The sequence below is a fragment of the Hymenobacter sp. YIM 151858-1 genome (assembly GCF_025979705.1).
Lineage (GTDB): Bacteria > Bacteroidota > Bacteroidia > Cytophagales > Hymenobacteraceae > Solirubrum.
The window spans coordinates 2,064,668-2,084,913 of sequence record NZ_CP110136.1 but is presented as its reverse complement, the minus strand read 5'-3'; the positions used below and the strand labels follow the sequence as shown (position 1 = coordinate 2,084,913).

The following is a 20,246-nucleotide window of genomic DNA, read 5'->3' as shown; positions in this document are numbered from 1 at the left end:
CGGTTGGCTAGCGCGAGCCACGGGTGCCCCGGCCCGGTGATGCTGGGCGCCCGTTGCCCGAGCGGGCGGGGCCGGTGCCGCTAGGCTTGCCACCCGAGCGCGGCGCTGAGCTGCCGCCAGCCGGCTTGCCACCACGTGGGGCAGCGTTTGCCGGGCGGCTGCCACGGCCGGTACCCAGGCCATCGGCCGGGCGGCCTCCGGATTTCTGGCTTTTGGGGCCGCGCGCCGGGCCAAACTTGCCAGCAGCGGCCTTGTTAGCTTGCGCCGCTTTGCGGGCCGCAATCTTCTGCTCGAAGTTGGGGTCGTAGCGCTCGGTGGGCTTTTTGCGGGCGGGCGCCGTTTCGCCGGGCAGGTTGGCGGCCGTGAGCTGCTTCAAGGCCTGAATTTCGGTTGCCGTAAGCTCGCGCCATTGCCCAGGGGCCAGCTTATTGAGCGTGAGCGTGGCAATACCTGTCCGGATAAGGCGCAGGGTAGGGAAGCCTACGGCCGCCGTCATTTTGCGCACCTGCCGGTTCATGCCTTCCGAAATGGTCAGCTCGATCCAACTCGTCGGGATGTTTGCGCGGAAGCGCACCGGCTTGCTGCGCTCCCACACCTGGGCGGGTGCCTCGGGCAGCAGGCGAGCTTCGGCCGGCGACGTAAAACCATCTTTGATCTGCACGCCGCGGCGCAATTGCTCCAGGGCTTCGTCGGTCGGAATACCCTCTACCTGCACCCAGTAGGTTTTGGGCACTTTGTAGCGCGGCTCGGCCAACCGAAACTGCATTTGTTTATCGTCGGTGAGCAGCATCAGGCCCTCGGAGTCGTAGTCGAGGCGGCCGACAGGGTATACGTCGGGCACCGCCACGAACTGCTTGAGGGTGGCACGGCCGGCCTCGTCGGTAAACTGGGGCAGGACTTCGTATGGTTTGTTGACGAGGATGTAGCGCATATTGCCACAAAGGTACGGCGTTCCGCCGCGGCTTGCGTTATGCCTAGGTGCCGGCTGGGCGGCTTACTCGAGCCAGGTAGCTACCTCGCGGCGGATCGAGTCGAACTCGCCGGCCAGTACGAAGTTCCAGCCCAGCTCAATGGCTTTTACGGCGCGGGTCATTTCCTGCACATCGGCCACCTCAAAGCCCGATTCTTGCTCTACCCATTGGGCGTAACGGCGGCCGGTGGTCAGCAGGTTATTCACGGCGTACACCAATGGCCGATCAATGGTTTGCGCCTTGACTTCGGTAGCGGCTTCCGAAGGCTGCTCGCCATTGAGGTGCACGTTCACGGCCTCAAAGCACTCCAGGATGTTTTCGGCCAGTGGCTGCACAGGCCGAAACCCTTTCTTGTCGCTGATCAGGAACAACGTGTGCAGAAAGTCGTCGGCGGTGGCTTTGTGCTTGGAGGTGCCGGCGTGGCGTTGGAGGCGTTCGAGAGCGGCGGGGTAGTCCATAGGGAGCGAGGTTATTCGTAGTTTGAAGTGTCATCCTGAACACAGCGAAGGACCTTATCACGTCAGAAAGCCCTGGACTTGGGTGGTTACTAACTAATGTGACAAGGTCTTTCGCTGTGCTCAGGATGACAGCAAAAATCAAATGCTACCCGAATACCGGCGGATAGTCCACTCGGCCGTAGCCAATGCCAGCAGCAGGAAGAACAGCCACTTCTCGTCGATGATATCCTTGAGTTCCTCTTGCGTGTAGAGGACCGGCTTAAACTTGGCTTGCAACAACTGCTGCTCAAGTTGCTGCAATTGGGCGGGGTAGTAGAGACGGCCGCCGCTGCGCTGCGCAAGTTGGTAAAGCATGTTGTGGTCGGCGCGCGAGGCGGCGGCTTCCAGTTGCTGCTCCTGCACGAGTATTTCGCCGCGGTCTTCCTGAGCCTGGCCGGCCACGGTGGCGCGGGCGGTGTACCGGTAGAGGCCGCCGGGCAAGGTGCCCAGGTTTAGGGGGCCGCCGTTTTCGCGGTTGGTGAAGCTGAAGGTGCGCGGGCGGTTCTGCTCGTCGGTGAGCGTGAGGGTTATGCGCTGCCCGTATACGCGCTCAAACACGGCATTGTACGTTTCGACACCTAAGGTTACCTCATCGGTGGTGTTGAAGGCGTCTTGCGTGGGGTACACATCGAGGCGCTTGCGGCGGCTGTCCTGCGTGAGCAATTGCAGCAGGCGCGTCATCAGGCCATCGTAGGCGCTGGGCTTGTCGTCGTGCGAGGCAGCCTCTTCGAGGCGCCATTGCCAGCTGCCGTCGGTAAGCAGGGTGGCCTGGCGCTGGCCGGCCTGGCCCGCCACCACCAACAGGGGGCGGTTGGTGCGGGTGCCATTTACCTGCTGACGCAAGATTACTTCGGCACCCCCGCCTAGTTGCGTTGCGCCCACTACAGGCACTTGCGGATAATCAGTTAGGCGCGAGGCCACACCGGCATCCAGGGCAAAGCGCGTGAAGTTGGGGTTGAGTACCGGCGAGGCTTCGGCACCAGAGCTGCCGCTCACGCGCACGCCAGTACCTAGGTTGTTGTAGGCGCCTAGGTCGGATTGGGCACCTAGGATGTAGAGGGCCGGCAGGCGGCGCGTGCGCACGTACTGCACAATGTCGCGGCCCTCGGCGGTGCGGCTGGGCAGCTGGTGCAGCACGGCCACATCGTAATCTTGGTTGGGTCGCAGCGGCGCGATGCCGGGCAGTACCAGCGTCAAGTCGAAGTTATCGTTCTGGATGAGCGCGGCGCGCAGGGCTTTCAGGTCGGGGTGGGGCACGGCGCCGGCCAGCAGCACGCGCAGGCGGCCTTTTACTACCTCCACGTAGGCGTTGCGGGCGTTGTTGAGCAAAGTAAACTCGCCGGGTTGCTGCTCCACCAGTACCTCGTAGCGGTGCTTGCCGGGGGCAGCGGCCGTCAGCAGAAACTGCGTGCGTTGCAGGCGGCGGTTGGGGCTGAGCTGGATGGTTTGGCGAGCCAGCACGCGGCCGTTCTCGCGGATGAGCACCGTAGCCGAGCCGCCGGTAAAACCGTCGTAGCCAATCTCAGCCTCGACGGGGAAGCGGTTGCCCGAAAACGCCACGCGGTTGTAGCGCAGGTCGGTTACGCGCAAATCGCGGCGGGGCACGGTGTCACCTAGGGCCAGCGGGTAAATCGGGTAGGTGAAGTCGGCGTACACAGGCGGGCGGCCCTGGTTGGCCAGGCCATCGGAGGCCAGCACCACGGCGGCCAAATTGCGGCCTTGGTAGCCTTCCTGCAAGCCGGTAAGCAGCTGATCGAGGTTGGTGGCCGACTGGCGAAAGCGCAGCTGCGCCGCCTGGGCGGGCGCGGCTGTATCGAGGGTGCGGAGTTGCACATCGTAGCCGGCGGCCCGCAACCGCTGGGCCATGGCATCGAGGCCCGAAAGCGTGCGGCGCAGGCTGGTGCTATCGGCCGTGTAGAGCGGCACCGAGCGCGAGTCGTCGACGGCCAATACCACGGTGGGGGCTTCCTCGGTGGTGGTGTTGCGCCGGATAATCGGACCTAGGAGCAGCCAGCACAACAGGCTTACCAACGCGAAGCGCAGCAAGGCAAGGCCGTAGTTTACGGCTTTGCTCCAGGGCGCGCGTTTGGAGTACAGCAGCGCCGCGTAGCCCGCGCCTACGGCCAAGCATAGCAGGAGAAACCAAGGGGAGTAGGCGGTCGTCAGCAACGGAAAAAATCGGGAAGGGAATAGCAATAACTCTGTTGCAAGCTAAACAGTTGCTCGCAGAAGCCTCTACACACGCAATTGCTAGGTAGTTATTGGAAGGCGACCACAACTTTGTTAAGCTGAACATACACAGGGGTAATCATGAGCTTGCACGGTCAAGCCTTGATCCAGTTAGCATTCATAACAATGGGCTATATATAACCGATTGAATTATTAATTTATTTATTTAGTGTTATTCTGTATAAAAATTATTACATAGTACTCATGTGAAGTTGTAACTTGTTGTAAGTCATTGTAAAACACCTTGTGCACAAACGATTATGAAAAATCAACTTTACCTCATCTGTACAGCATTCGTGTGCGCTGCAACACTTGTTTCCGGTTGTACTAAAACCTCTGATCAGGTAAGCCCCAAAAGCTCTGTTGCGCTGCCAACGGAGCAGAACAGTGTTCCCGGCTACGGATCTACTGTTGGGTTCGGATGTTGGCAACCTGGTTTTGTGCTGGGACTTCCATGCAATGTGTACATGACAATTGTTTCCGAAGCTTTGATACCAGGGCAATCAGGAGGAATTGTCGCTCGATGGACGGGTAAAGCCGCATGCCCGCCTGCTGAGAAACTGTCTTACAAAACCAACTACACCACGGAAACGGGTATTTATTATGAATATCAATCGGTTACAGAAACAAATGGTGATGTTAAGATGGTGACTTTTTACCTCCCTGCTAAGCAATGATTATGGCATATAAGCCTAACTAGCCTGTTAAAAGTTATAACGCTTTCAGGTGGGTATTAGCGGAAGCCGCCGCTCTCCCAAAGCAAACGGCCGCCCAATTGGGCGGCCGTTTGCTTTGGGAGAGCGGCGGCTTCCGCTGGGGGCTAAAAAAACTAGCCTGGGCTTGAATGCAAAAAAACTTTACCATCAGGAGTTTAGGTGCACGCCAAGTGTGCATTCCAACCCTAGGTCAGCATACCGCCATCGACCTGCAGCACCTGGCCGGTGATGTAGGCCGAATCATCAGAAGCCAGGAAGGCAGTGGCTTTGGCCACGTCTTCGGGGGTGCCGCCGCGCTTCAGCGGAATGGCCTTGCGCCACTCGTCAACAACTTTCTGGTCCAGCTCGCCGGTCATTTCGGTTTCGATGAAGCCCGGCGCAATGGCGTTGCAGCGGATGTTGCGCGAGCCCAGTTCCAGGGCCACCGACTTGGTGAAGCCGATGATGCCCGACTTGGAGGCCGCGTAGTTGGCCTGGCCGGCGTTGCCTTTGATGCCCACCACCGACGTCATGTTGATGATGCTGCCCGATTTGGCACGCATCATGGGCTTGGTGGCGGCTTTGGTCAGGTTGAACACCGATTTCAGGTTCACGTTCAGCACCTGGTCCCACTGCTCCTCGCTCATGCGCATCAGCAGGCCGTCTTTGGTGATGCCGGCGTTGTTCACCAGCACATCGAGCTTGCCGAACTCGGCAATTACATCGTCAACGAGCTTTTCGGCTTGCTGGTAGTCGGAGGCATCGGAGCGGTAGCCTTTCACTTTGGTGCCGAAGGCCGCCAGCTCATGTTCGAGCTGCTGGCCCTTCTCCACGCTGGAGAGGTACGTGAAGGCAACCTGAGCGCCCAGTTGGGCAAAATGCTGGGCAATGGCCCGGCCAATTCCTTTCGAAGCGCCCGTAATCAGGGCTACTTTTCCGTCGAGCAGTTTGGTCATAAGGGCAAAGCTAAACCACCAACGAAGCTTGCGCCGCTGATTCAGCGGATTTTTTGTGCGAGCTAAAGCCCTGATCCGAATTATGTAAGCCCATTCGGGCAATACTGTAAGCGGGCTTCCGAAACCGCTGACCACCTTTGCAGCCGCAAGCTGCGTAGTGCTTGCAAGCCACCCTTTCGCCCGGCCGGTAATCAAACTATTCTACTGATGAGTGGGTTAGCCACAGGCCGCCGAAGTACTTCGCGTGCTTTACCTGTATTCATGGTTCGTTTACGCTCGTTCCGATTTGTTTTTTCGGTGCTGCTGCTCGTGGCAGCGCCGCTTAGTTTGCTGGCCCAGGTGGTATTGCGTGGCACCGTGCGCGGCTCCGATGGCAGCGCCTTGCCCGGGGCCAACGTGGCCGTGCCGCGCCTGGGGCTGGGCACCGCCACCAACCCCGACGGCAGCTACGAGCTAAGCTTGCCCGCCGGGCGCCACAGCGTGCAGGCCTCGTTTATCGGCTACCAAAGCCAAACCCTGGAGGTAAACCTGCGCAACACGCAACGCCTCGATTTTGCGCTGCCCCTGGGCGGCACCGAGCTGCAGGAAGTGGTAATTGAAGGCTCCGGTACGCTCGAGCAGAAGCTGCAAACCACCCAAATGGGTGCCGAGCGCATCACGGCCCGCGAAGCCAAGCTGCTGCCGGCGTTGTTTGGCGAGGTCGACATCCTGAAAACCCTGCAGCTGAAGCCCGGCGTGCAAAACGGCGGCGAGGGCACCAGCGGCCTGTTTGTGCGCGGCGGCTCGGCCGACCAAAACTTGTTTCTGCTCGACGACGCGGTGGTGTACAACCCCAACCACTTGTTCGGGCTGTTCAGCACCTTCAACTCCGATGTGGTGCAGTCCGTCGATTTGTACAAATCGGGCTACCCGGCACAGTACGGCGGGCGGCTGTCGTCGGTGGTGGATGTGAAGCTGCGCGAAGGCAGCCGCGACTCCCTGGGGGTAAGCGGCGGCATCGGGCTGATTTCGTCGCGCCTGGCGGTGGAGGCGCCCATTAAAAAGGGCAAGGGCTCGTTTATCGTGGCCGGCCGGCGCACGTATTTCGACGTGTTTACGCGGCAGATCAACAAGCTGAACGCCGACGACCCCGACTACAACCCCATTCCGGATTACTACTTCTACGACCTCAACGCGAAGGCCAATTACCAGCTCGGCGACAAAGATCAGGTGTTCCTGAGCGGCTACCTCGGCAACGACGTGTTCGGGTTTAGCTCCACGCGCGGCTTCAACTTCGATTTTCGGTGGGGCAACCGCGCGGCCACGGCCCGCTGGAGCCACGTGTTCGGCCCTAGGTTGTTTACCAATACCTCGGCCACGGCATCGTACTACACCTACAACATTGCCAACCGGCTCGATCAGTTCAGCTTCGGCCTGAGCAGCAGCATCCGCGACTACAACCTGCGCTCCGACTGGGAGTGGCGGCCCGAGGGCGGCAAGCACGTCATCCGGTTTGGCGGCAGCGGCACCTTTCACCACTTCGGGGTGGGTCGCCTGCAGGCCGGCTCCGAGGACCAGGAGCTGAGCCTAGGTCAGGACGTGCAGTACGACGGGCAGGAGGGTGGCTTGTACGCAGCCGACAACTTTACGGTAACCGACCGGCTGGCCCTCGATTACGGCCTGCGCCTCTCGGGCTTCCGCTCGGGCCGCAACGACTACGGCGGGCTCGAGCCGCGGGCGGCGGCGCGCTACACGTTGTCGCCAAAAACCACGCTCAAGGCCAGCTACGCCCTCATGTACCAGTACGCGCACCTGGTTACCAACTCGGGGGCGTCCTTGCCCACCGACATCTGGTACCCTTCGCGCCTTTCGGTGAAGCCGCAACGCTCGCAGCAGGTATCGGCCGGGGTGAGCTGGCTGTTTGCCGGCGGCAAGCTGCTGCTCACCAACGAGGTGTACTACAAATGGGCGCAGCGCCAGATCGATTTCCGCGACGGCGCCCAGCTGTTCGTGAACCCCGAGCTCGACCAAGAGTTTTTGTTTGGCCGCGGCTGGGCCTACGGCAACGAGGTGTACCTCGAAAAGAAGGACGGCAACACCACCGGCTGGCTGGGCTACACCCTGGCCTGGACGAAGCGCGAGTTTGAGCCCCAGCGCGGCACCGACGGCATCAACGGCGGCCGGCCGTTTTTCCCCACCTACGACCGCCGCCACAACCTCACGCTGGTGCTGCTGCACCGGCTCAACAAGCGCATCAACCTCACCGGCTCGTTTGTGTACACCTCGGGCAACCCCACCACGCTGCCCACGGGCCGCATTGCTGTGCAGGACGTGTTTGGCGGCGAGCTGGAGGCCGTGCCCTTGTACCCCGACCGCAACTCCTTCCGGCTGCCCAGCTACAACCGCCTCGACCTAGGCGTGGTGTACAAGCTGCGGCCCATGCGCTGGGGCGGCGAGTCGGACCTGACGCTGAGCATTTACAACGCCTACAACCGCCGCAACCCGTACTTCATTTACATCGATGAGGTGCGCGACGCCGACACCGAGCAAGTGCTGCGCTACCGCGCCCGGCAGGTGTCGTTGTTCCCCGTGATTCCGTCGGTTACCTACAACTTCAAATTCTAAGCTGAACGATGCCATTGCCTTCAACAGCATCTGCTTTACGCCTGCTCGGGCCCACGCTGACCCTGGTTGCGGCGGGCTGCCTGAGCGGCTGCGGCTTGCAGAAAGACGTGGACGTGGAGCTGCCCGCGCCGCCCGCCCAGCTGGTAGCCGAGTGCTACCTCGAGTCGGGCCAGATTCCGCAGCTTACCATTACCGAAACGGTGCCGTACCTCAGCGAGCCGAGCAACCAGCTGCTTACCGATGTAACCGTTACGCTTACCGGGCCCACGGGCCGCATCGATACCCTGCGCTTTGGCCCGGGCCAGAATGCCGGCACCAAAAAGTTCTTCACGCACCGGGGGCGCCGCCGCCTCACCATCCGGCCCGGCGACACCTACCGCCTCGATGTGAAGGACACCAAGGGCCGCCACCTGTTTGGCACCTCCACCATGCCCGCCACGGTGCCCATCGACACGATCGAGTGGAAGTTTAACGACCGCACCGGCGAACAGCGCAAAGCCTACGTGCTCACCAAGTTCGACGACCCGGCCGCTACCGTCGATTTTTACCGCCTGCAGGTGCACCGCCGCCGCATCAACGACAACCCCGCGGTGGATTACCTGCCCGAAGACCGCCTGCTGAACGGCCAGCGCTTTGTGCTGGGCACCAGCTACGAGTTTTCGCCCAACGACACCCTGTTCGTCACGCTCTTCCACCTGGAGCGGCCGTACTACGATTTCCTGCGCTCCATCGACGACGCCCAATCGGCCAACGGCAACCCTTTTGGGCAACCGGCCAAAGTGCGAAGCACGGTGGAGGGCGGCATTGGCGTGTTCACCATTCTCAACTACCAGCGGCGGCGGATAATTTTAAAAGAATAATTCAGCCTGCCTGACAACCTTGCCCGCAGCCGGCGGCTCTGCCCTTTATAGCGCTACCTAATCCGCTTACTGTTCATGATACTACGATACGCTTGGGTTTGCTTGTTTGGCCTGCCGGCACTGGTGGCTTGCCGCAAGGATACGTTCGAGCCCGACCCAGCCAACAAGCAGTTGCCCCTGTACACCGAAAAAGGCAATAATGCGGGCGGTGCCCTTATCAACGGGCAAGTATGGCGGGCCTACATGAACCAGGGCCTGCTTGGCCGCCGCAAGCCGCTGGTGATTGAGGCGCAAGAAGATACGCTGTTTATCAATTTCGACGGGGAGATGCAGAACAGCAGCGCTGCCGACCCCCGGGAGGGCTTTGTTTTTGCCCTGCGCCGCGACGGCCGCGTGCCCTTTACCCTGGATTCGCTCCTAAACCTGAACAACCGCCGCTTCGTGCTCGACGGCCGGCGGCACTTCGCCCGCATGGATTGGCTCGGAAACTACACCGATTACGGCTCCGGGCGGGGCGAGCTGCACGTGCGACGGGTACAGAAAAAGGTGTCGTCCAATACAACCGTCGGCGGGCAGCCTTACACCGAGTACATCCTGTCGGGTACATTCCGCTTTACCGCGTACCGCCGCTCCGATTCGGTACAGGTCGTAGATGGGCGCTTCGACCATCGCATCAATCGTTTGGGGTACTATTAGGCCCTGTCAGGAAAGCAACTGCGGGGCCGGCAGAATGATACGTCTGCCGGCCCCGCAGTTGCTTTCCTGGTAGAAACGGATTCCCTTACTGCATCTCCACCACGCGCTTCAGCAACGCCGTGAGGCGCGGCTCGGCATCGGCGGCGGCGGCCAAAATATGGGCCAGATCAACCGGTTTGAGGTGCTCGGGGCTGGCCAGGTCGGTGATGACAGAAACAGCCAATACCGGCAGGCCCATGTGGCGGGCGGCAATTACCTCGGGCACGGTGCTCATGCCTACGGCATCGGAGCCGATGGTGCGCAGGTAGCGGTACTCGGCGGGCGTTTCGAGCATGGGGCCGGGCAACGAGGCGTACACGCCGCGGCGCACGCGCGGGCCAAATCCTAGGTCGGCGGCGGCGGCCTGGGCCTGGGCAAGCAGGCCGGCATCGTACGGCGCAAACATATCGGGGAAGCGCGGGCCCAGCTCATCGAGGTTGGGGCCCACGAGCGGGTTGGTAGGCTGCAGGTTGATGTGGTCGTCGATCAGCATCAGGTCGCTGATGCGGAACTCGGGGTGCAGGCCGCCGGCGGCGTTGCTCACAAACAGCTTGCTGATGCCCAGCAGCTTCAGCACCCGCACCGGAAACACCACCTGCTGCATGGTGTAGCCCTCGTAGTAGTGGAAGCGCCCCTGCAGCACCGCCACCCGCCGGCCACCTAGGGTACCCAGCAGCAACCGGCCCGCGTGGCTTTCCACCGTCGATACCGGAAAGTGCGGAATATCGGCGTAGCTGAGCGTGTGCTCTACCTGCACCTCCTTGGCCAAGGCACCCAGGCCGGTACCCAGGATAATGCCGAATTCGGGCTGAAAAGCAGCGGTTTGTTGCTGAATGTACGCGGCGGCTTCGCGCAGTTGGGAGAGTTGTTCGGCGGCAGTTTGGGGCATAAAAAAGCGCCGCCGACAAGTGCCGGCGGCGCGTAAAAGTAGCTCCAAGTTGAGCTTCGCAGCATTTTGGGTCGGGCTGATTTTTGTCAAGCCTCCAGCCCCAAGCAATGTGCTTACTGAATCGTCAGCTCGTAGGGCAGGCGGGCCTGCACGCCCTGCATCTGCGTAACGGTGCGGTACTGCTCGTAGATGGGGTACAACGGGCCCAGCTTGGCTTTGAGGGCGCGGGCTTCGGCCTCTTCCGAGTCGCCAAAGAAGGCCACAAAGCTTTCGAAGGCCGATTTGCGGCGGGGCAGGCTTTGCAGGCGGTAGTCGCCTTTTTCGAGCTTAGCGCGCTTGGCAGCCATGGCAACGGCGTCGTCGAAGTCGCCGAGCACATCCACCAGGCCGCGCTCCTTGGCTTCGGTGCCCGACCACACCCGGCCCGAGGCCAGGCGGCGCAGGCGCTCCACCGGAATTTTCCGACCCAGGGCCGCTTTGCTGGTGAAATCGGCGTAGGTGCGCTCCACTTCGCGCTGCAGCTGCTGCTGCTCGAAGGGCGTGAGGCGGCGCGTAACAGTCGGAATGTCGGAGAACTTGCCCGTGTTTACGCGGTCGACGGTGATGCCGAGCTTATCGGAGAGCAGCGGCCCTAAGTTGGGCAGCACGCCAAATACCCCGATGGAGCCGGTAATGGTGTTGGGGTGGGCCACAATCGCGTCGCAGCCCATGGCAATGTAGTAGCCGCCCGAAGCCGCCACGTCCGACATCGAGGCAATTACCGGCTTCTCTTTTTTGGCCAGCAGCACCTCGCGGTAAATCACATCCGAAGCCAGGGCCGAGCCGCCGGGCGAGTTGATGCGCAGCACAATGGCTTTCACCTTTTTATCGAGGCGGGCTTTGCGGATGGCCTCGGCGAACTTGGTGCCGCCGATGCTTTCCTCGCCGCCCTTGCCGCTCACGATGTCGCCTTCGGCATAAATCACGGCAATGCGGTTGGTGCTCACCTCTTCCTCGTCCTTGTCGGCCTTGCTATAGGTGCTCAGGCTGATGAGGCTGGGCTTTTTGTCTTTGCCCAGGTTCAGCTTGGTGCGCATGTAGTCGAGCACTTCGTCGTAGTAGCCCAGCTTGGTTACCAGGCCGTAGCGCTTGGCATCCTCGGCGTTGTGCACCAGCATCGAATCCTGCACGGCCTTCAGGCGGGCTACCGGCAGCTTGCGCGCTGCGGCAATTTGCTGCACGGTGTGGTTGTTGATGGAGTTCAGGAACGACACCGTTTGGTAGCGGGCCGAGTCGGAGAAATTCTCGCGCATAAAGGGCTCCACGGCGCTCTTAAACGAGCCCACCCGGAAGATATACGGCTCGACGCCGAGCTTATCGAACAGGCGCTTGTAGAAAAACACCTCCGTGGAAAGGCCGTTGAACTCGAGCAAACCTTGCGGGTGCAGGTACACCTCATCGGCCACCGACGACAGGTAGTAGCCCTTTTCGGAGCCGGTTTCGTGGTAGGCCACCACAAACTTGCCCGATTTCTTGAAGTCGATAAGCGCGTCGCGCACTTCTTCGAGCGAAGCCATGCCGCCCGACACCACATCGAGGTTCAGCAGAATGCCGCGGATGTCGTCGTCGGTTTTGGCCCGGCCAATGGCTTCTTTCAGGTTGACGAGGCCAATGGAGGAGTTGCCCGCGCCAAAGGGCGTGAACTCGGCCTCCTGCTTGCGCTCGGTAATCGGCTTATCGAGCTTGAGCTCCAGCACCGAGTTGCTGGCCACGGTTACTTCGTCGGAGGAGCTACCTAGGGCAGCTACCATGGCAACGAACAAGAACAGGCCCACCACCGAGAACAGGATCAGCCCGACGATGGTAGCCAGTACGTATTTAAGAAATTGACGCATTGTTGAGGAAGAAGGGTATCAGCGGCTAATAAACAAAAGTAGAAGGGTTTTGGTATCGGGTTGCACGAAGTAGTGCTGAATGGTGCTCGGTGCTAAAATTCGCGCCAGTGGTTTCCTGGGTCAGAATGTTGCAACAGGTATTAATGAAGCTGATAAGAATTGTTCTTGCGGCGCAGACGCCCGTCAACCACCCCAGCCGCAGCTAAAGCTGCGGCGTCCCCTCCTCATCTGAGGAGGGGAGCTTTGAGTTTTGCTTTGGTTAATAACCGTACTTCTCGCCCCACCAATAGCGCAGCCGCTCCAGCATTTTGGCTTCGGTGGGGTTGTCGCCTGGGGTGTAGAAGCGCTTGTGGCCGAGGCCATCGGGCATAAACTCCTGGAACACGAAGTTGCCTTCGCCGTCGTGCGAGTAGTGGTACTCGGTGCCGTAATTCAGCTGCTTCATGAGCTTGGTGGGGGCGTTGCGTAGCTGCAGCGGCACCGAAGCCACGCCGTTTTGCCGCACAAAAGCCCGCGCCTCCCGAATGGCCATGTACGAGGCGTTACTCTTGGGCGAAGTGGCCAAATACACCACGCACTGACCCAAGATGATATCCGACTCGGGCATGCCGATAACCGTAACGGCCTGAAACGTGCTCTGGGCCAGCAGCAAGGCGTTGGGGTTGGCGTTGCCCACATCTTCCGAAGCCAGAATGAGCAGGCGGCGGGCAATAAACTTGGGGTCTTCGCCGCCTTCGAGCATCACGGCCAGGTAGTAGAGCGCGGCGTTGGGGTCGGAGCCCCGAATGCTTTTGATAAAGGCCGAAATGACATCGTAGTGCATTTCGCCGCCTTTGTCGTAGCGGGAGAGGTTTTGCTGGGCCAGCTGCTGCACCACCTCGTCGTTCACCACCACTTCGCCGGTTTCAGGGTTGGCTTTGGCGGCCTGCACCACAATTTCGAGCAGGTTGAGCAGCTTGCGCGCATCGCCGCCCGAAATGCGCAGCAGCGCGTCGTAGCTCTCCAGGCGTACGGGCCGGCGGCGCAGGGCTTCGTCGTCGCGCAGGGCCCGGTCCACGAGGCCAGTAAGCTCGTCCTTACCTAGGGGCTCGAGCACGTACACCTGCGCCCGGCTCAGGATAGCCGGAATTACCTCGAACGAGGGGTTTTCGGTGGTGGCGCCTACGAGCGTAACAATGCCCTGCTCCACGGCCCCGAGCAGCGCATCCTGCTGCGACTTGCTGAAGCGGTGAATCTCGTCGATAAACAGCACCGTGTTGCGGCGCGATTTGGCTTGCTGGATTACGTCGCGCACATCCTTCACGCCGGCGTTAATGGCGCTCAGGGCCACAAACGGCAGCTTGAGCTGCGCGGCCAGCAAGTGGGCCAGCGTGGTTTTGCCCACACCCGGCGGGCCCCACAAAATCAGCGAAGGCAACCGACCGGCTTCGAGGTAGCGGCGCAGCACGCCGCCTTCGCCGATAAGGTGTTGCTGGCCCACGTACTCGTCCAAAGTGCGGGGGCGAAGGCGTTCGGCCAGCGGGGCGCCGGGGCGCGGCTGATCGGCGGGTGGGTCGAAGAGTGAGTTCATACGAGAGGAGCAAGGCGGGCATGCGCGGGTGCCGTTGCACAACGAAGATGTAGCACCTAGGCCGTACTTCGCGTATCAGCACACGATTGTAGCTCCGCACATACGCGAAGTGCCGCCGCAGCGCTACATCTTCGCATCCTCATCCTCATAGTCTTTGTTGCGTGAATCAGCCTTCAAACCCGCTGCGCGTGCATACCGCGCTGTTTATCGTGTCGCTGATTTACGCCGCCAACTACAGCCTCTCCAAGGAGGTGATGCCGCATCACGTAGGGCCCTACGGCATTGTGGTGCTGCGCGTGGTTACGGCCGCGGTGGTGTTCGAGGTGCTGGCGCGGCTGTTTGCCAAGGAGCGCATTACCGGCCGCGCCGATAACATCCGCTCCATTCTGTGCGGCATTTCGGGCATTGGCCTGAATCAGCTGCTGTTTTTCGGCGGACTGAACCTGACCACGCCCATCAGCGCCTCGCTGGTGCAAACCATTTCGCCCATTGTGGTGGTGCTGGCCTCGGTGGTGCTGCTCGGCGAGCGTATTACTCTCAAGCGCGCCCTGGGTATCGGCCTTGCCGGAACCGGAGCGGCCATGGTAATCCTGAGCCGGGGCCCGGCCGGTGCCGCCGGCCAATCGGTAGCCCTAGGTAATTTGCTGATTCTGCTGAACGCTACCTTCTTCGGGCTGTACCTGGTGCTGGTAGCGCCCCTGATGCGCAAGTACCACGCCTTTACGGTGCTGGCGCGCAGCTTTTTGGTGGGCGCATTTATTGTGGTGCCATTCGGGCTGAAGCAAGCTTTGGCCCCCGATTACGCCCACTTGCCCATGCGCATCTGGGTTATCATCCTGTACATGATTGTGATGCTGACGGTGGTGGCCTACCTGCTCAACAACTGGGCCCTGAAGCACGCCTCGCCGGCGTTGCTGGGCGTGTATATCTACCTGCAACCCATTCTGGCCGTGCTCATTGCCGTGGCCCTAGGTCGCGACCACCTCACCTGGGCCCGGGCCCTGCAAGGCCTGCTGATTTTTGCCGGGGTGTGGCTGGTAAGCCAGAAGCCGAAGCACAAGACGGTGATTGGCAAGGAAGTGCCGCTGGAGCCGGTGCAGGACTGACCATTAACTGGCCATTAATAGAATTACAAATGAGGATTTACACTGCTTGGAAGTACTGCCTAACGCTGCTCATACTCCTGCTCGCTGGATGTAGCGCAAACAACAGATTTGTCCGTAACGTGTATGGAGTGCGAGTTGAGTATGAAAAGCAAGATGGCTGGAGCGTACGTGTAGCCGATTCTACTGCTTCTTCCTACTCATTGGTTTTTATTCCAGATACAGCTTCTGCTGCAACCGCAGGAGCTAATCTCGTGATGGTAATAACTCCAAAAAGCCCCGGCGAAACGGCGTCTGCGTTGTTTGAATACATCCGGCGTCCCGAAGGCCAGCAGCAAGGAACCGAGCTTCTCCCTGAAACAGGAGTGCTTAGTTGGAACGGACATGATTTCCTGATCACCAGTCGGTTAGTTCACCGTCCGGCTAAGCTCGATTTGTTGCAGCGTTCCTACATTACCGAAGTAGGGTCCTGTCTGGTGAGTTTTGTTGCTACGCGGCCTAGCAACGATGTAGATATGGAAGTTCGATTTCGAAATTTGATGCGCTCTATTTACCTAGCCCCTGAGGCGGCTCGATGATGCTTTAGGAGTAAAAGGGGTTACGCATCGAGCAGTTGGCGGTTTACGCGCCAGCCCCAGCGCACAAAAAGCACTAGCAACAGCACTTTGGCCAGCAGCACGCAGCTCAGGCCCAACAGCAGGCCGCCATCGGCCAGCAGCGGCGAGAGGTTGGCGAGCTTGAAAAACGCGCCCAAACCGGCCAGCACGAGGCCACCCAGCAATAGGTACAGCAGTTTCCAGAAGGTGAGGAGCGACTTCATGCAGAGTGGTGCTTGGGGTTGAGCTTACATTAGGTAGGAGCGGAAGCCAACGATAACGAAAACTCGGCAATTGCCGAAACTTTGCGGGCCGCTCGCGGTAATCCTGGCAGCCGACCTTACCCTTGGCGGCTGCGTACCTTTGTGTGGCAATTATTGCCCTGCCCCGCGCCTATGAAGCTATTGTTGGTTGAGGACGAGCCCAAGCTGGCCTCGTTTATCCGAAAAGGGTTCGAAAACGAGGCCTACGAGATAGAAGTAGCCTACGACGGCCGCGTGGGCAAATCGTTGCTCGACCGCAACCGCTACGACGTGGTTATTCTCGACGTAAACCTGCCCTACATCAACGGCTTTGAGCTGTGCCGCCAGCTGCGCGAGCACGACGCCCACGTGCCCGTGCTCATGCTCACGGCCCTCGATAGCCTCGACGACAAAGTGGCCGGCTTCGAGGCCGGCGCCGATGATTACCTCGTTAAGCCCTTTGAGTTCAAGGAGTTGCTGCTGCGCACCCGCGCCCTGGGCAAGCGCAACCACGAGGCCGCCACCGCCAAGCGCACCCTACGCATGGCCGACCTCGAACTGAACCTCGACGGCCGCTACGTAACCCGCGCCGGCCAGCGCATCGACCTGACCACCCGCGAGTATTCCCTGCTCGAGTACCTGCTCCTGAACCGCGGCAAAACCGTTACGCGCGTGGACATTGCCGAGCGCGTGTGGGAGCTGAACTTTGACACCAACACCAATATCATCGACGTGTACGTGAGCTATTTGCGCAAGAAAATCGACAAAGATTTCTCGCCCAAGCTCATTCACACCGTGGTAGGCATGGGCTACACCATGCGCGAAGGCTGATGCCTTTTAATTATGAATTAGTAATTAATAATTATGAATTGCTTGTGCCTCCAACCATTTCGGTGCTGTTGCAATTACTAATTCATAATTATTAATTACTAATTAACCCGCCATGCTGATTCGCAACAAACTGATTCTGCGCTTTACGCTGCTGGTATTGGCTATACAGCTGTGCTTTTCGCTGTTTATCTACTACTTCAATGCGGCCACGCGCGAGAAGAAGTTTCAGAACCGCATGGCGGGCAAGGTGGAGCTTACGGGCCGCATTTTACTTAAGCGCGACAACCTGCGCCGGGGCATCCTGAGCGCGCTGCGCCGCCGTGACCTGCTGACGCACGCCGGCGAACAAATCAGCATCTTCAGCCCGCAGGGGCGGCTCATCTACGCCTCCGACGACCACATCGACCAGCGCGGCAACCTCGCCCATCTTCGGCAGGTGCAGCCCAACCACCAAGTGGCTTTTAAGTACGGCGGGCGCGAGTGCCTGGGCGTGTACTACGAGCACCAGGGGCAGGGCTACCGCATTTTTGCCGCCGGCTACGACGAAGTGGGCCATCAGCAATTGGGCAAGCTGCTGCTGATTTTGCTGGTGGGCAACATTGGCGCGCTGGCCCTCACGGTGGTGGCCGGCTGGTACTTCGCCGAAGAATCCCTGAAACCCATTGCGCGCATTGTGCGCGAGGTGCGCCGCATTACGGCCTCCAACCTAGGGCAGCGCGTGCACGAGGGCAACCAAAAGGACGAAATTGCCCAACTGGCCATCACCTTCAACCGCATGCTGGAGGGGCTGGAGCAGGCGTTCGATGCCCACAAAAGCTTTGTGGCCCACGCCTCGCACGAGCTGCGCACGCCCTTGGCCAACGCCCTGGGTACCCTCGAAACCTCGCTGAGCTACGACACCGATTTGGCCGAAGCCAAGCGCAGCATGCAATCTTCTATCGAGGAGCTGCGCCGCATTATCGAGCTGACCAACGGCCTGTTGGCCCTGGCCAAAGCCGACGAAACCAGCTTCAAGCGCAACCCTGTGCGCCTCGATGAGTGCCTCACGCAGGCCATTGATTACTGCACGGCCAAGCACACCAGCTGCGCGGTGCAGCTGCACTTCGGCTACCTGCCCGACGATGTGGAGGACCCGTTCATGGTGCTCGGCAACGAGCACCTGCTCACCACCGCGCTGTTCAACCTCCTCGATAACGCCTGCAAATACTCCGGCAAGCCCGTAACGGTGCAACTGGGCTACCACAACCGCAAAACCTTGCTGGTAACGGTTGCCGACCAAGGTATCGGCATCGAGCCACAAGCCTTGCAGCGCGTGTTCGAGCCGCTGTTCCGGGCCGAAAACGGCCGCTCCAGGCCGGGCCACGGCATTGGCCTGCCCATCACGCAGAAAGTGGTGCGCCTGCACAAAGGCGAGCTTACCATAAGCTCCGAGCCGGGGCAGGGCACCACCGCCACCGTGCGCCTGCCGGCCTACGTAGCCGCTGCCGAGCCTAAAGCGGCACACTAGCACCTAGGGCTTGGCTGTCATGCCGAGCATGTTGCGCATCGAGCAAGGAACCGAGGCATCTGGCGTGCTGCTGTTGGGGCCTCACGGGACCCCTACGGGGCACGGCCCCCTACCTCGCTCCAGGCGCGACATGAGGGAGAGGGGGAGTGTATGCTATCAGGCGTCCGTGCACCAGATGTCTCGGTTCCTTGCTCGATGCGCAACATGCTCGGCATGACACCTATTCCCTAGGTTGCCAGGCTCCCCTCTCTTTTGGAGAGGGGCCGGGGGTGAGGCCCTGGCCCCCTTAATCTTTTCTAATCCCGTTCTCACGTGGCTCTAATGCCCTGAAGCCTCCTTCGTGGCTGATCAGTGCATTTATGCCCATGAAAAAGCATCGTCGGCCGACGCAGCTGCCAGCCATTTTGCTGCTGGCAGGGTTGCTGTTGTCGGCCAGCCTGAATTGCTACTTGCTGTACCCCAGCGCCGACCACCTCCTCGACCGCGAAGCCGTGGCCGACACCCGCGCCGACGAATCGGCGGTGGAACTGCGCCTGATGCAAGGCCAGCTGGCCGATTGCCAGGCCGAGCAGCTACGCAAGGATAGCCTGCTCGTGAGCCTGCTGCGGCAAGAGCAACCCACCGCCCAAACGCGGCTCTAATCTTTTCTAATCTCAGCCTAATGCGGCTCTAATGCTGTAGCTACAGCTTTGCGCCGTTGTTGCACCTCGTGGCCTTTGGGCCAATTTGTTATGTCATTACCGCTACCCCGAATACTCTGCCTATCCGTACTTACCGCTGCCCTAGGTGGCCTGGCCCTGGCGGGCTGCACGGCCAAAGGCGAAACCGAACAATCGGCTACCGGCGCGGCCGCCGACGACACGCCCGTGCTGCCCGTAACGCAGCTGGTAGCCAAGGATACCGTGCTGTTTCGCAAGTACGTGGCCGACATTCAGGCCCTGCGCAACGTGGAGGTGCGCGGCCGCGTGCAAGGCTTCCTCGATAGGATTCACGTCGACGAAGGGCAGGAGGTAAAGCAGGGCCAGCTGCTGTTCAGCATCAACGACGCGCCCTACCGCACCCAAATCAGCAAAGCCAAAGCCGCCCTGGCCAGCGCCCAGGCCGCCACGCGCGTGGCCGAGCTGGAGGTAAAGCAGGTAACGCTGCTGGTGGATAAAAACATCGTGTCGAAAACCGAGCTGGAGGTGGCGCAGGCCAAGCTGAAGGCCGCCCAATCCGAAGCTGCGCAGGCCCGCTCGTCGTTGGCCGATGCCCAGCTGCACCTTTCGTACACGCAGGTGCGCGCGCCCTTCGACGGCATCATCGACCGCATTCCGCTGAAAGTCGGCAGCCTGGTTGATGATGGCACGCTGCTTACCACCGTGTCCGACATCCGGGCGGTGTTTGCCTACTTCACGGTGTCGGAGGGCGAGTACCTCGATTACATGAAGCGCCGCGCCAAAGGCCCCAACAGCCACGCCGACGAGGTGCAGCTGGTGCTGGCCGATGGCTCGCCGTATCCGCACCTGGGGCGCATCGAAACCGTGGAAAGCGAGTTCGACGCCAACACCGGCTCCATTGCTTTCCGGGCGCGTTTCCAAAACCCCGACAAGCTCCTGAAGCACGGCGCCACGGGCCGCGTAAAGCTGGCCAACGAGGTGGAGGATGCCGTGCTGCTGCCGCAAAAAGCCGTGTTCGAGCTGCAGGATAAAAACTACGTGTTCCTCGTCGACCAGCACAACCGCCTGCGCCAAACGCACTTCGTGCCCAAAACCCGCCTTTCGCACTTCTACGTGGTGGAGGCCGGCCTGAAACCCGGCGACCGGGTGGTGTACGAAGGCGTGCAGGACGCCCGCGACGGCATGCGCATCCGGCCCCGCCCCGTGGGCCTCGATAGCCTGCTGGCACCTAGGGCCCAGCCCGCCGGCGGCGGTGGCGGCTCCGGGGCCACCGTGCACGCCTACTAAAATTCCCGCCCCGATGGCGCAGGCGTCCACCAAAAGCGCCCGCGCCATCCGCCCGCCAAAGCTGCGGTGCCGCAACCCCGACCCGAGCCATAATTTTTTTCCGTGGAGAAAAAGGTGAATGGTGTGGTTCTGGTCGGCTGG

Annotated in this window: 18 protein-coding genes; 10 read left to right on the top strand and 8 right to left on the bottom strand. The window is 60.7% G+C overall.

All coding sequences use genetic code 11. The features are described 5' to 3' along the window. Positions 1-7: 7 nt before the first annotated feature. The 3 genes from OIS50_RS09260 to OIS50_RS09250 all read right to left on the bottom strand — a co-directional run bounded on the left by OIS50_RS09260 (position 8) and on the right by OIS50_RS09250 (position 3,637). Positions 8-931 (bottom strand): pseudouridine synthase, encoded by a 924-nt coding sequence (locus tag OIS50_RS09260; protein WP_264694138.1) that lies wholly within the window; start codon positions 929-931, stop codon positions 8-10. A 63-nt stretch (positions 932-994) separates the two neighbouring features. After that, positions 995-1,429, bottom strand: coding sequence for a hypothetical protein (locus tag OIS50_RS09255; protein ID WP_264694136.1), 435 nt, complete (start codon positions 1,427-1,429; stop codon positions 995-997). A gap of 138 nt (positions 1,430-1,567) precedes the next feature. Beyond that, complete coding sequence (locus OIS50_RS09250) at positions 1,568-3,637, bottom strand: VWA domain-containing protein (RefSeq protein ID WP_264694134.1); 2,070 nt, start codon at positions 3,635-3,637, stop codon at positions 1,568-1,570. 320 nt (positions 3,638-3,957) lie between these two features. On the opposite strand from OIS50_RS09250, the gene OIS50_RS09245 reads away from it, so the two are divergent. Next, complete coding sequence (locus OIS50_RS09245; RefSeq protein WP_264694133.1) at positions 3,958-4,374, top strand: hypothetical protein; 417 nt, start codon at positions 3,958-3,960, stop codon at positions 4,372-4,374. A gap of 224 nt (positions 4,375-4,598) precedes the next feature. Here OIS50_RS09245 and fabG read toward each other — a convergent pair whose 3' ends face one another. Next, positions 4,599-5,348, bottom strand: coding sequence for a 3-oxoacyl-[acyl-carrier-protein] reductase (fabG, locus tag OIS50_RS09240; RefSeq protein WP_264694131.1), 750 nt, complete (start codon positions 5,346-5,348; stop codon positions 4,599-4,601). A 261-nt stretch (positions 5,349-5,609) separates the two neighbouring features. Between fabG and OIS50_RS09235 the strand changes: the two genes are divergently transcribed. The 3 genes from OIS50_RS09235 (at position 5,610) to OIS50_RS09225 (ending at position 9,508) form a co-directional block, all read left to right on the top strand. Further along, positions 5,610-7,952, top strand: a complete 2,343-nt coding sequence (locus OIS50_RS09235) for a TonB-dependent receptor (RefSeq protein ID WP_264694129.1) — start codon at positions 5,610-5,612, stop codon at positions 7,950-7,952. A gap of 8 nt (positions 7,953-7,960) precedes the next feature. Beyond that, positions 7,961-8,812 (top strand): DUF4249 domain-containing protein, encoded by an 852-nt coding sequence (locus tag OIS50_RS09230; RefSeq protein ID WP_264694127.1) that lies wholly within the window; start codon positions 7,961-7,963, stop codon positions 8,810-8,812. A 75-nt stretch (positions 8,813-8,887) separates the two neighbouring features. Beyond that, entirely contained in the window at positions 8,888-9,508 is a 621-nt protein-coding gene (locus OIS50_RS09225) for a Riean_0653 family protein (RefSeq protein ID WP_264694125.1), read from the top strand. 85 nt (positions 9,509-9,593) lie between these two features. Here the strand turns inward: OIS50_RS09225 and OIS50_RS09220 are convergent, their stop codons facing one another. From OIS50_RS09220 to OIS50_RS09210, 3 genes are all read right to left on the bottom strand, one after another. Continuing rightward, positions 9,594-10,436 carry a purine-nucleoside phosphorylase gene (locus OIS50_RS09220; RefSeq protein ID WP_264694123.1) on the bottom strand — a complete coding sequence of 281 codons (843 nt, stop codon included), beginning with the start codon at positions 10,434-10,436 and terminating at the stop codon, positions 9,594-9,596. A 113-nt stretch (positions 10,437-10,549) separates the two neighbouring features. Further along, positions 10,550-12,310: a signal peptide peptidase SppA gene (gene sppA, locus OIS50_RS09215; RefSeq protein WP_264694121.1), complete on the bottom strand. Its 1,761-nt coding sequence runs from the start codon at positions 12,308-12,310 to the stop codon at positions 10,550-10,552. 259 nt (positions 12,311-12,569) lie between these two features. After that, positions 12,570-13,880 (bottom strand): replication-associated recombination protein A, encoded by a 1,311-nt coding sequence (locus OIS50_RS09210; protein WP_264694119.1) that lies wholly within the window; start codon positions 13,878-13,880, stop codon positions 12,570-12,572. Between the two features lie 161 nt (positions 13,881-14,041). Between OIS50_RS09210 and OIS50_RS09205 the strand changes: the two genes are divergently transcribed. Together OIS50_RS09205 and OIS50_RS09200 are read left to right on the top strand one after the other, a co-directional pair. Next, positions 14,042-14,986: a DMT family transporter gene (locus OIS50_RS09205; protein ID WP_264694117.1), complete on the top strand. Its 945-nt coding sequence runs from the start codon at positions 14,042-14,044 to the stop codon at positions 14,984-14,986. Continuing rightward, the gene (locus tag OIS50_RS09200) at positions 14,911-15,561 is read left to right on the top strand and encodes a hypothetical protein (protein WP_264694439.1); all 651 of its coding nucleotides are present in this window, start codon (positions 14,911-14,913) and stop codon (positions 15,559-15,561) included. The genes OIS50_RS09205 and OIS50_RS09200 overlap by 76 nt, the downstream gene beginning before the upstream one ends. Positions 15,562-15,581: 20 nt before the next feature. On the opposite strand, the gene OIS50_RS09195 is transcribed toward OIS50_RS09200, so the two are convergent. After that, positions 15,582-15,803 (bottom strand): hypothetical protein, encoded by a 222-nt coding sequence (locus OIS50_RS09195; RefSeq protein ID WP_264694115.1) that lies wholly within the window; start codon positions 15,801-15,803, stop codon positions 15,582-15,584. Between the two features lie 171 nt (positions 15,804-15,974). Between OIS50_RS09195 and OIS50_RS09190 the strand changes: the two genes are divergently transcribed. The 4 genes from OIS50_RS09190 (at position 15,975) to OIS50_RS09175 (ending at position 20,105) form a co-directional block, all read left to right on the top strand. Further along, positions 15,975-16,652 (top strand): response regulator transcription factor, encoded by a 678-nt coding sequence (locus tag OIS50_RS09190; protein WP_264694114.1) that lies wholly within the window; start codon positions 15,975-15,977, stop codon positions 16,650-16,652. A 112-nt stretch (positions 16,653-16,764) separates the two neighbouring features. After that, positions 16,765-18,159, top strand: coding sequence for a HAMP domain-containing sensor histidine kinase (locus OIS50_RS09185; RefSeq protein WP_264694112.1), 1,395 nt, complete (start codon positions 16,765-16,767; stop codon positions 18,157-18,159). A gap of 365 nt (positions 18,160-18,524) precedes the next feature. Beyond that, entirely contained in the window at positions 18,525-18,800 is a 276-nt protein-coding gene (locus OIS50_RS09180; protein WP_264694111.1) for a hypothetical protein, read from the top strand. A 90-nt stretch (positions 18,801-18,890) separates the two neighbouring features. Beyond that, positions 18,891-20,105: an efflux RND transporter periplasmic adaptor subunit gene (locus OIS50_RS09175; RefSeq protein WP_264694109.1), complete on the top strand. Its 1,215-nt coding sequence runs from the start codon at positions 18,891-18,893 to the stop codon at positions 20,103-20,105. The last annotated feature ends 141 nt before the right edge of the window (positions 20,106-20,246 follow it).

What these genes read in the sequence shown, in the direction of transcription:
- OIS50_RS09260 (WP_264694138.1), bottom strand. Translation starts at nt 931, where the DNA reads ATGCGCTACATCCTCGTCAACAAACCATACGAAGTCCTGCCCCAGTTT.
- OIS50_RS09255 (WP_264694136.1), bottom strand. Translation starts at nt 1,429, where the DNA reads ATGGACTACCCCGCCGCTCTCGAACGCCTCCAACGCCACGCCGGCACC.
- OIS50_RS09245 (WP_264694133.1), top strand. Translation starts at nt 3,958, where the DNA reads ATGAAAAATCAACTTTACCTCATCTGTACAGCATTCGTGTGCGCTGCA.
- fabG (WP_264694131.1), bottom strand. Translation starts at nt 5,348, where the DNA reads ATGACCAAACTGCTCGACGGAAAAGTAGCCCTGATTACGGGCGCTTCG.
- OIS50_RS09235 (WP_264694129.1), top strand. Translation starts at nt 5,610, where the DNA reads ATGGTTCGTTTACGCTCGTTCCGATTTGTTTTTTCGGTGCTGCTGCTC.
- OIS50_RS09230 (WP_264694127.1), top strand. Translation starts at nt 7,961, where the DNA reads ATGCCATTGCCTTCAACAGCATCTGCTTTACGCCTGCTCGGGCCCACG.
- OIS50_RS09225 (WP_264694125.1), top strand. Translation starts at nt 8,888, where the DNA reads ATGATACTACGATACGCTTGGGTTTGCTTGTTTGGCCTGCCGGCACTG.
- OIS50_RS09220 (WP_264694123.1), bottom strand. Translation starts at nt 10,436, where the DNA reads ATGCCCCAAACTGCCGCCGAACAACTCTCCCAACTGCGCGAAGCCGCC.
- sppA (WP_264694121.1), bottom strand. Translation starts at nt 12,310, where the DNA reads ATGCGTCAATTTCTTAAATACGTACTGGCTACCATCGTCGGGCTGATC.
- OIS50_RS09210 (WP_264694119.1), bottom strand. Translation starts at nt 13,880, where the DNA reads ATGAACTCACTCTTCGACCCACCCGCCGATCAGCCGCGCCCCGGCGCC.
- OIS50_RS09195 (WP_264694115.1), bottom strand. Translation starts at nt 15,803, where the DNA reads ATGAAGTCGCTCCTCACCTTCTGGAAACTGCTGTACCTATTGCTGGGT.
- OIS50_RS09190 (WP_264694114.1), top strand. Translation starts at nt 15,975, where the DNA reads ATGAAGCTATTGTTGGTTGAGGACGAGCCCAAGCTGGCCTCGTTTATC.
- OIS50_RS09185 (WP_264694112.1), top strand. Translation starts at nt 16,765, where the DNA reads ATGCTGATTCGCAACAAACTGATTCTGCGCTTTACGCTGCTGGTATTG.
- OIS50_RS09180 (WP_264694111.1), top strand. Translation starts at nt 18,525, where the DNA reads ATGAAAAAGCATCGTCGGCCGACGCAGCTGCCAGCCATTTTGCTGCTG.
- OIS50_RS09175 (WP_264694109.1), top strand. Translation starts at nt 18,891, where the DNA reads ATGTCATTACCGCTACCCCGAATACTCTGCCTATCCGTACTTACCGCT.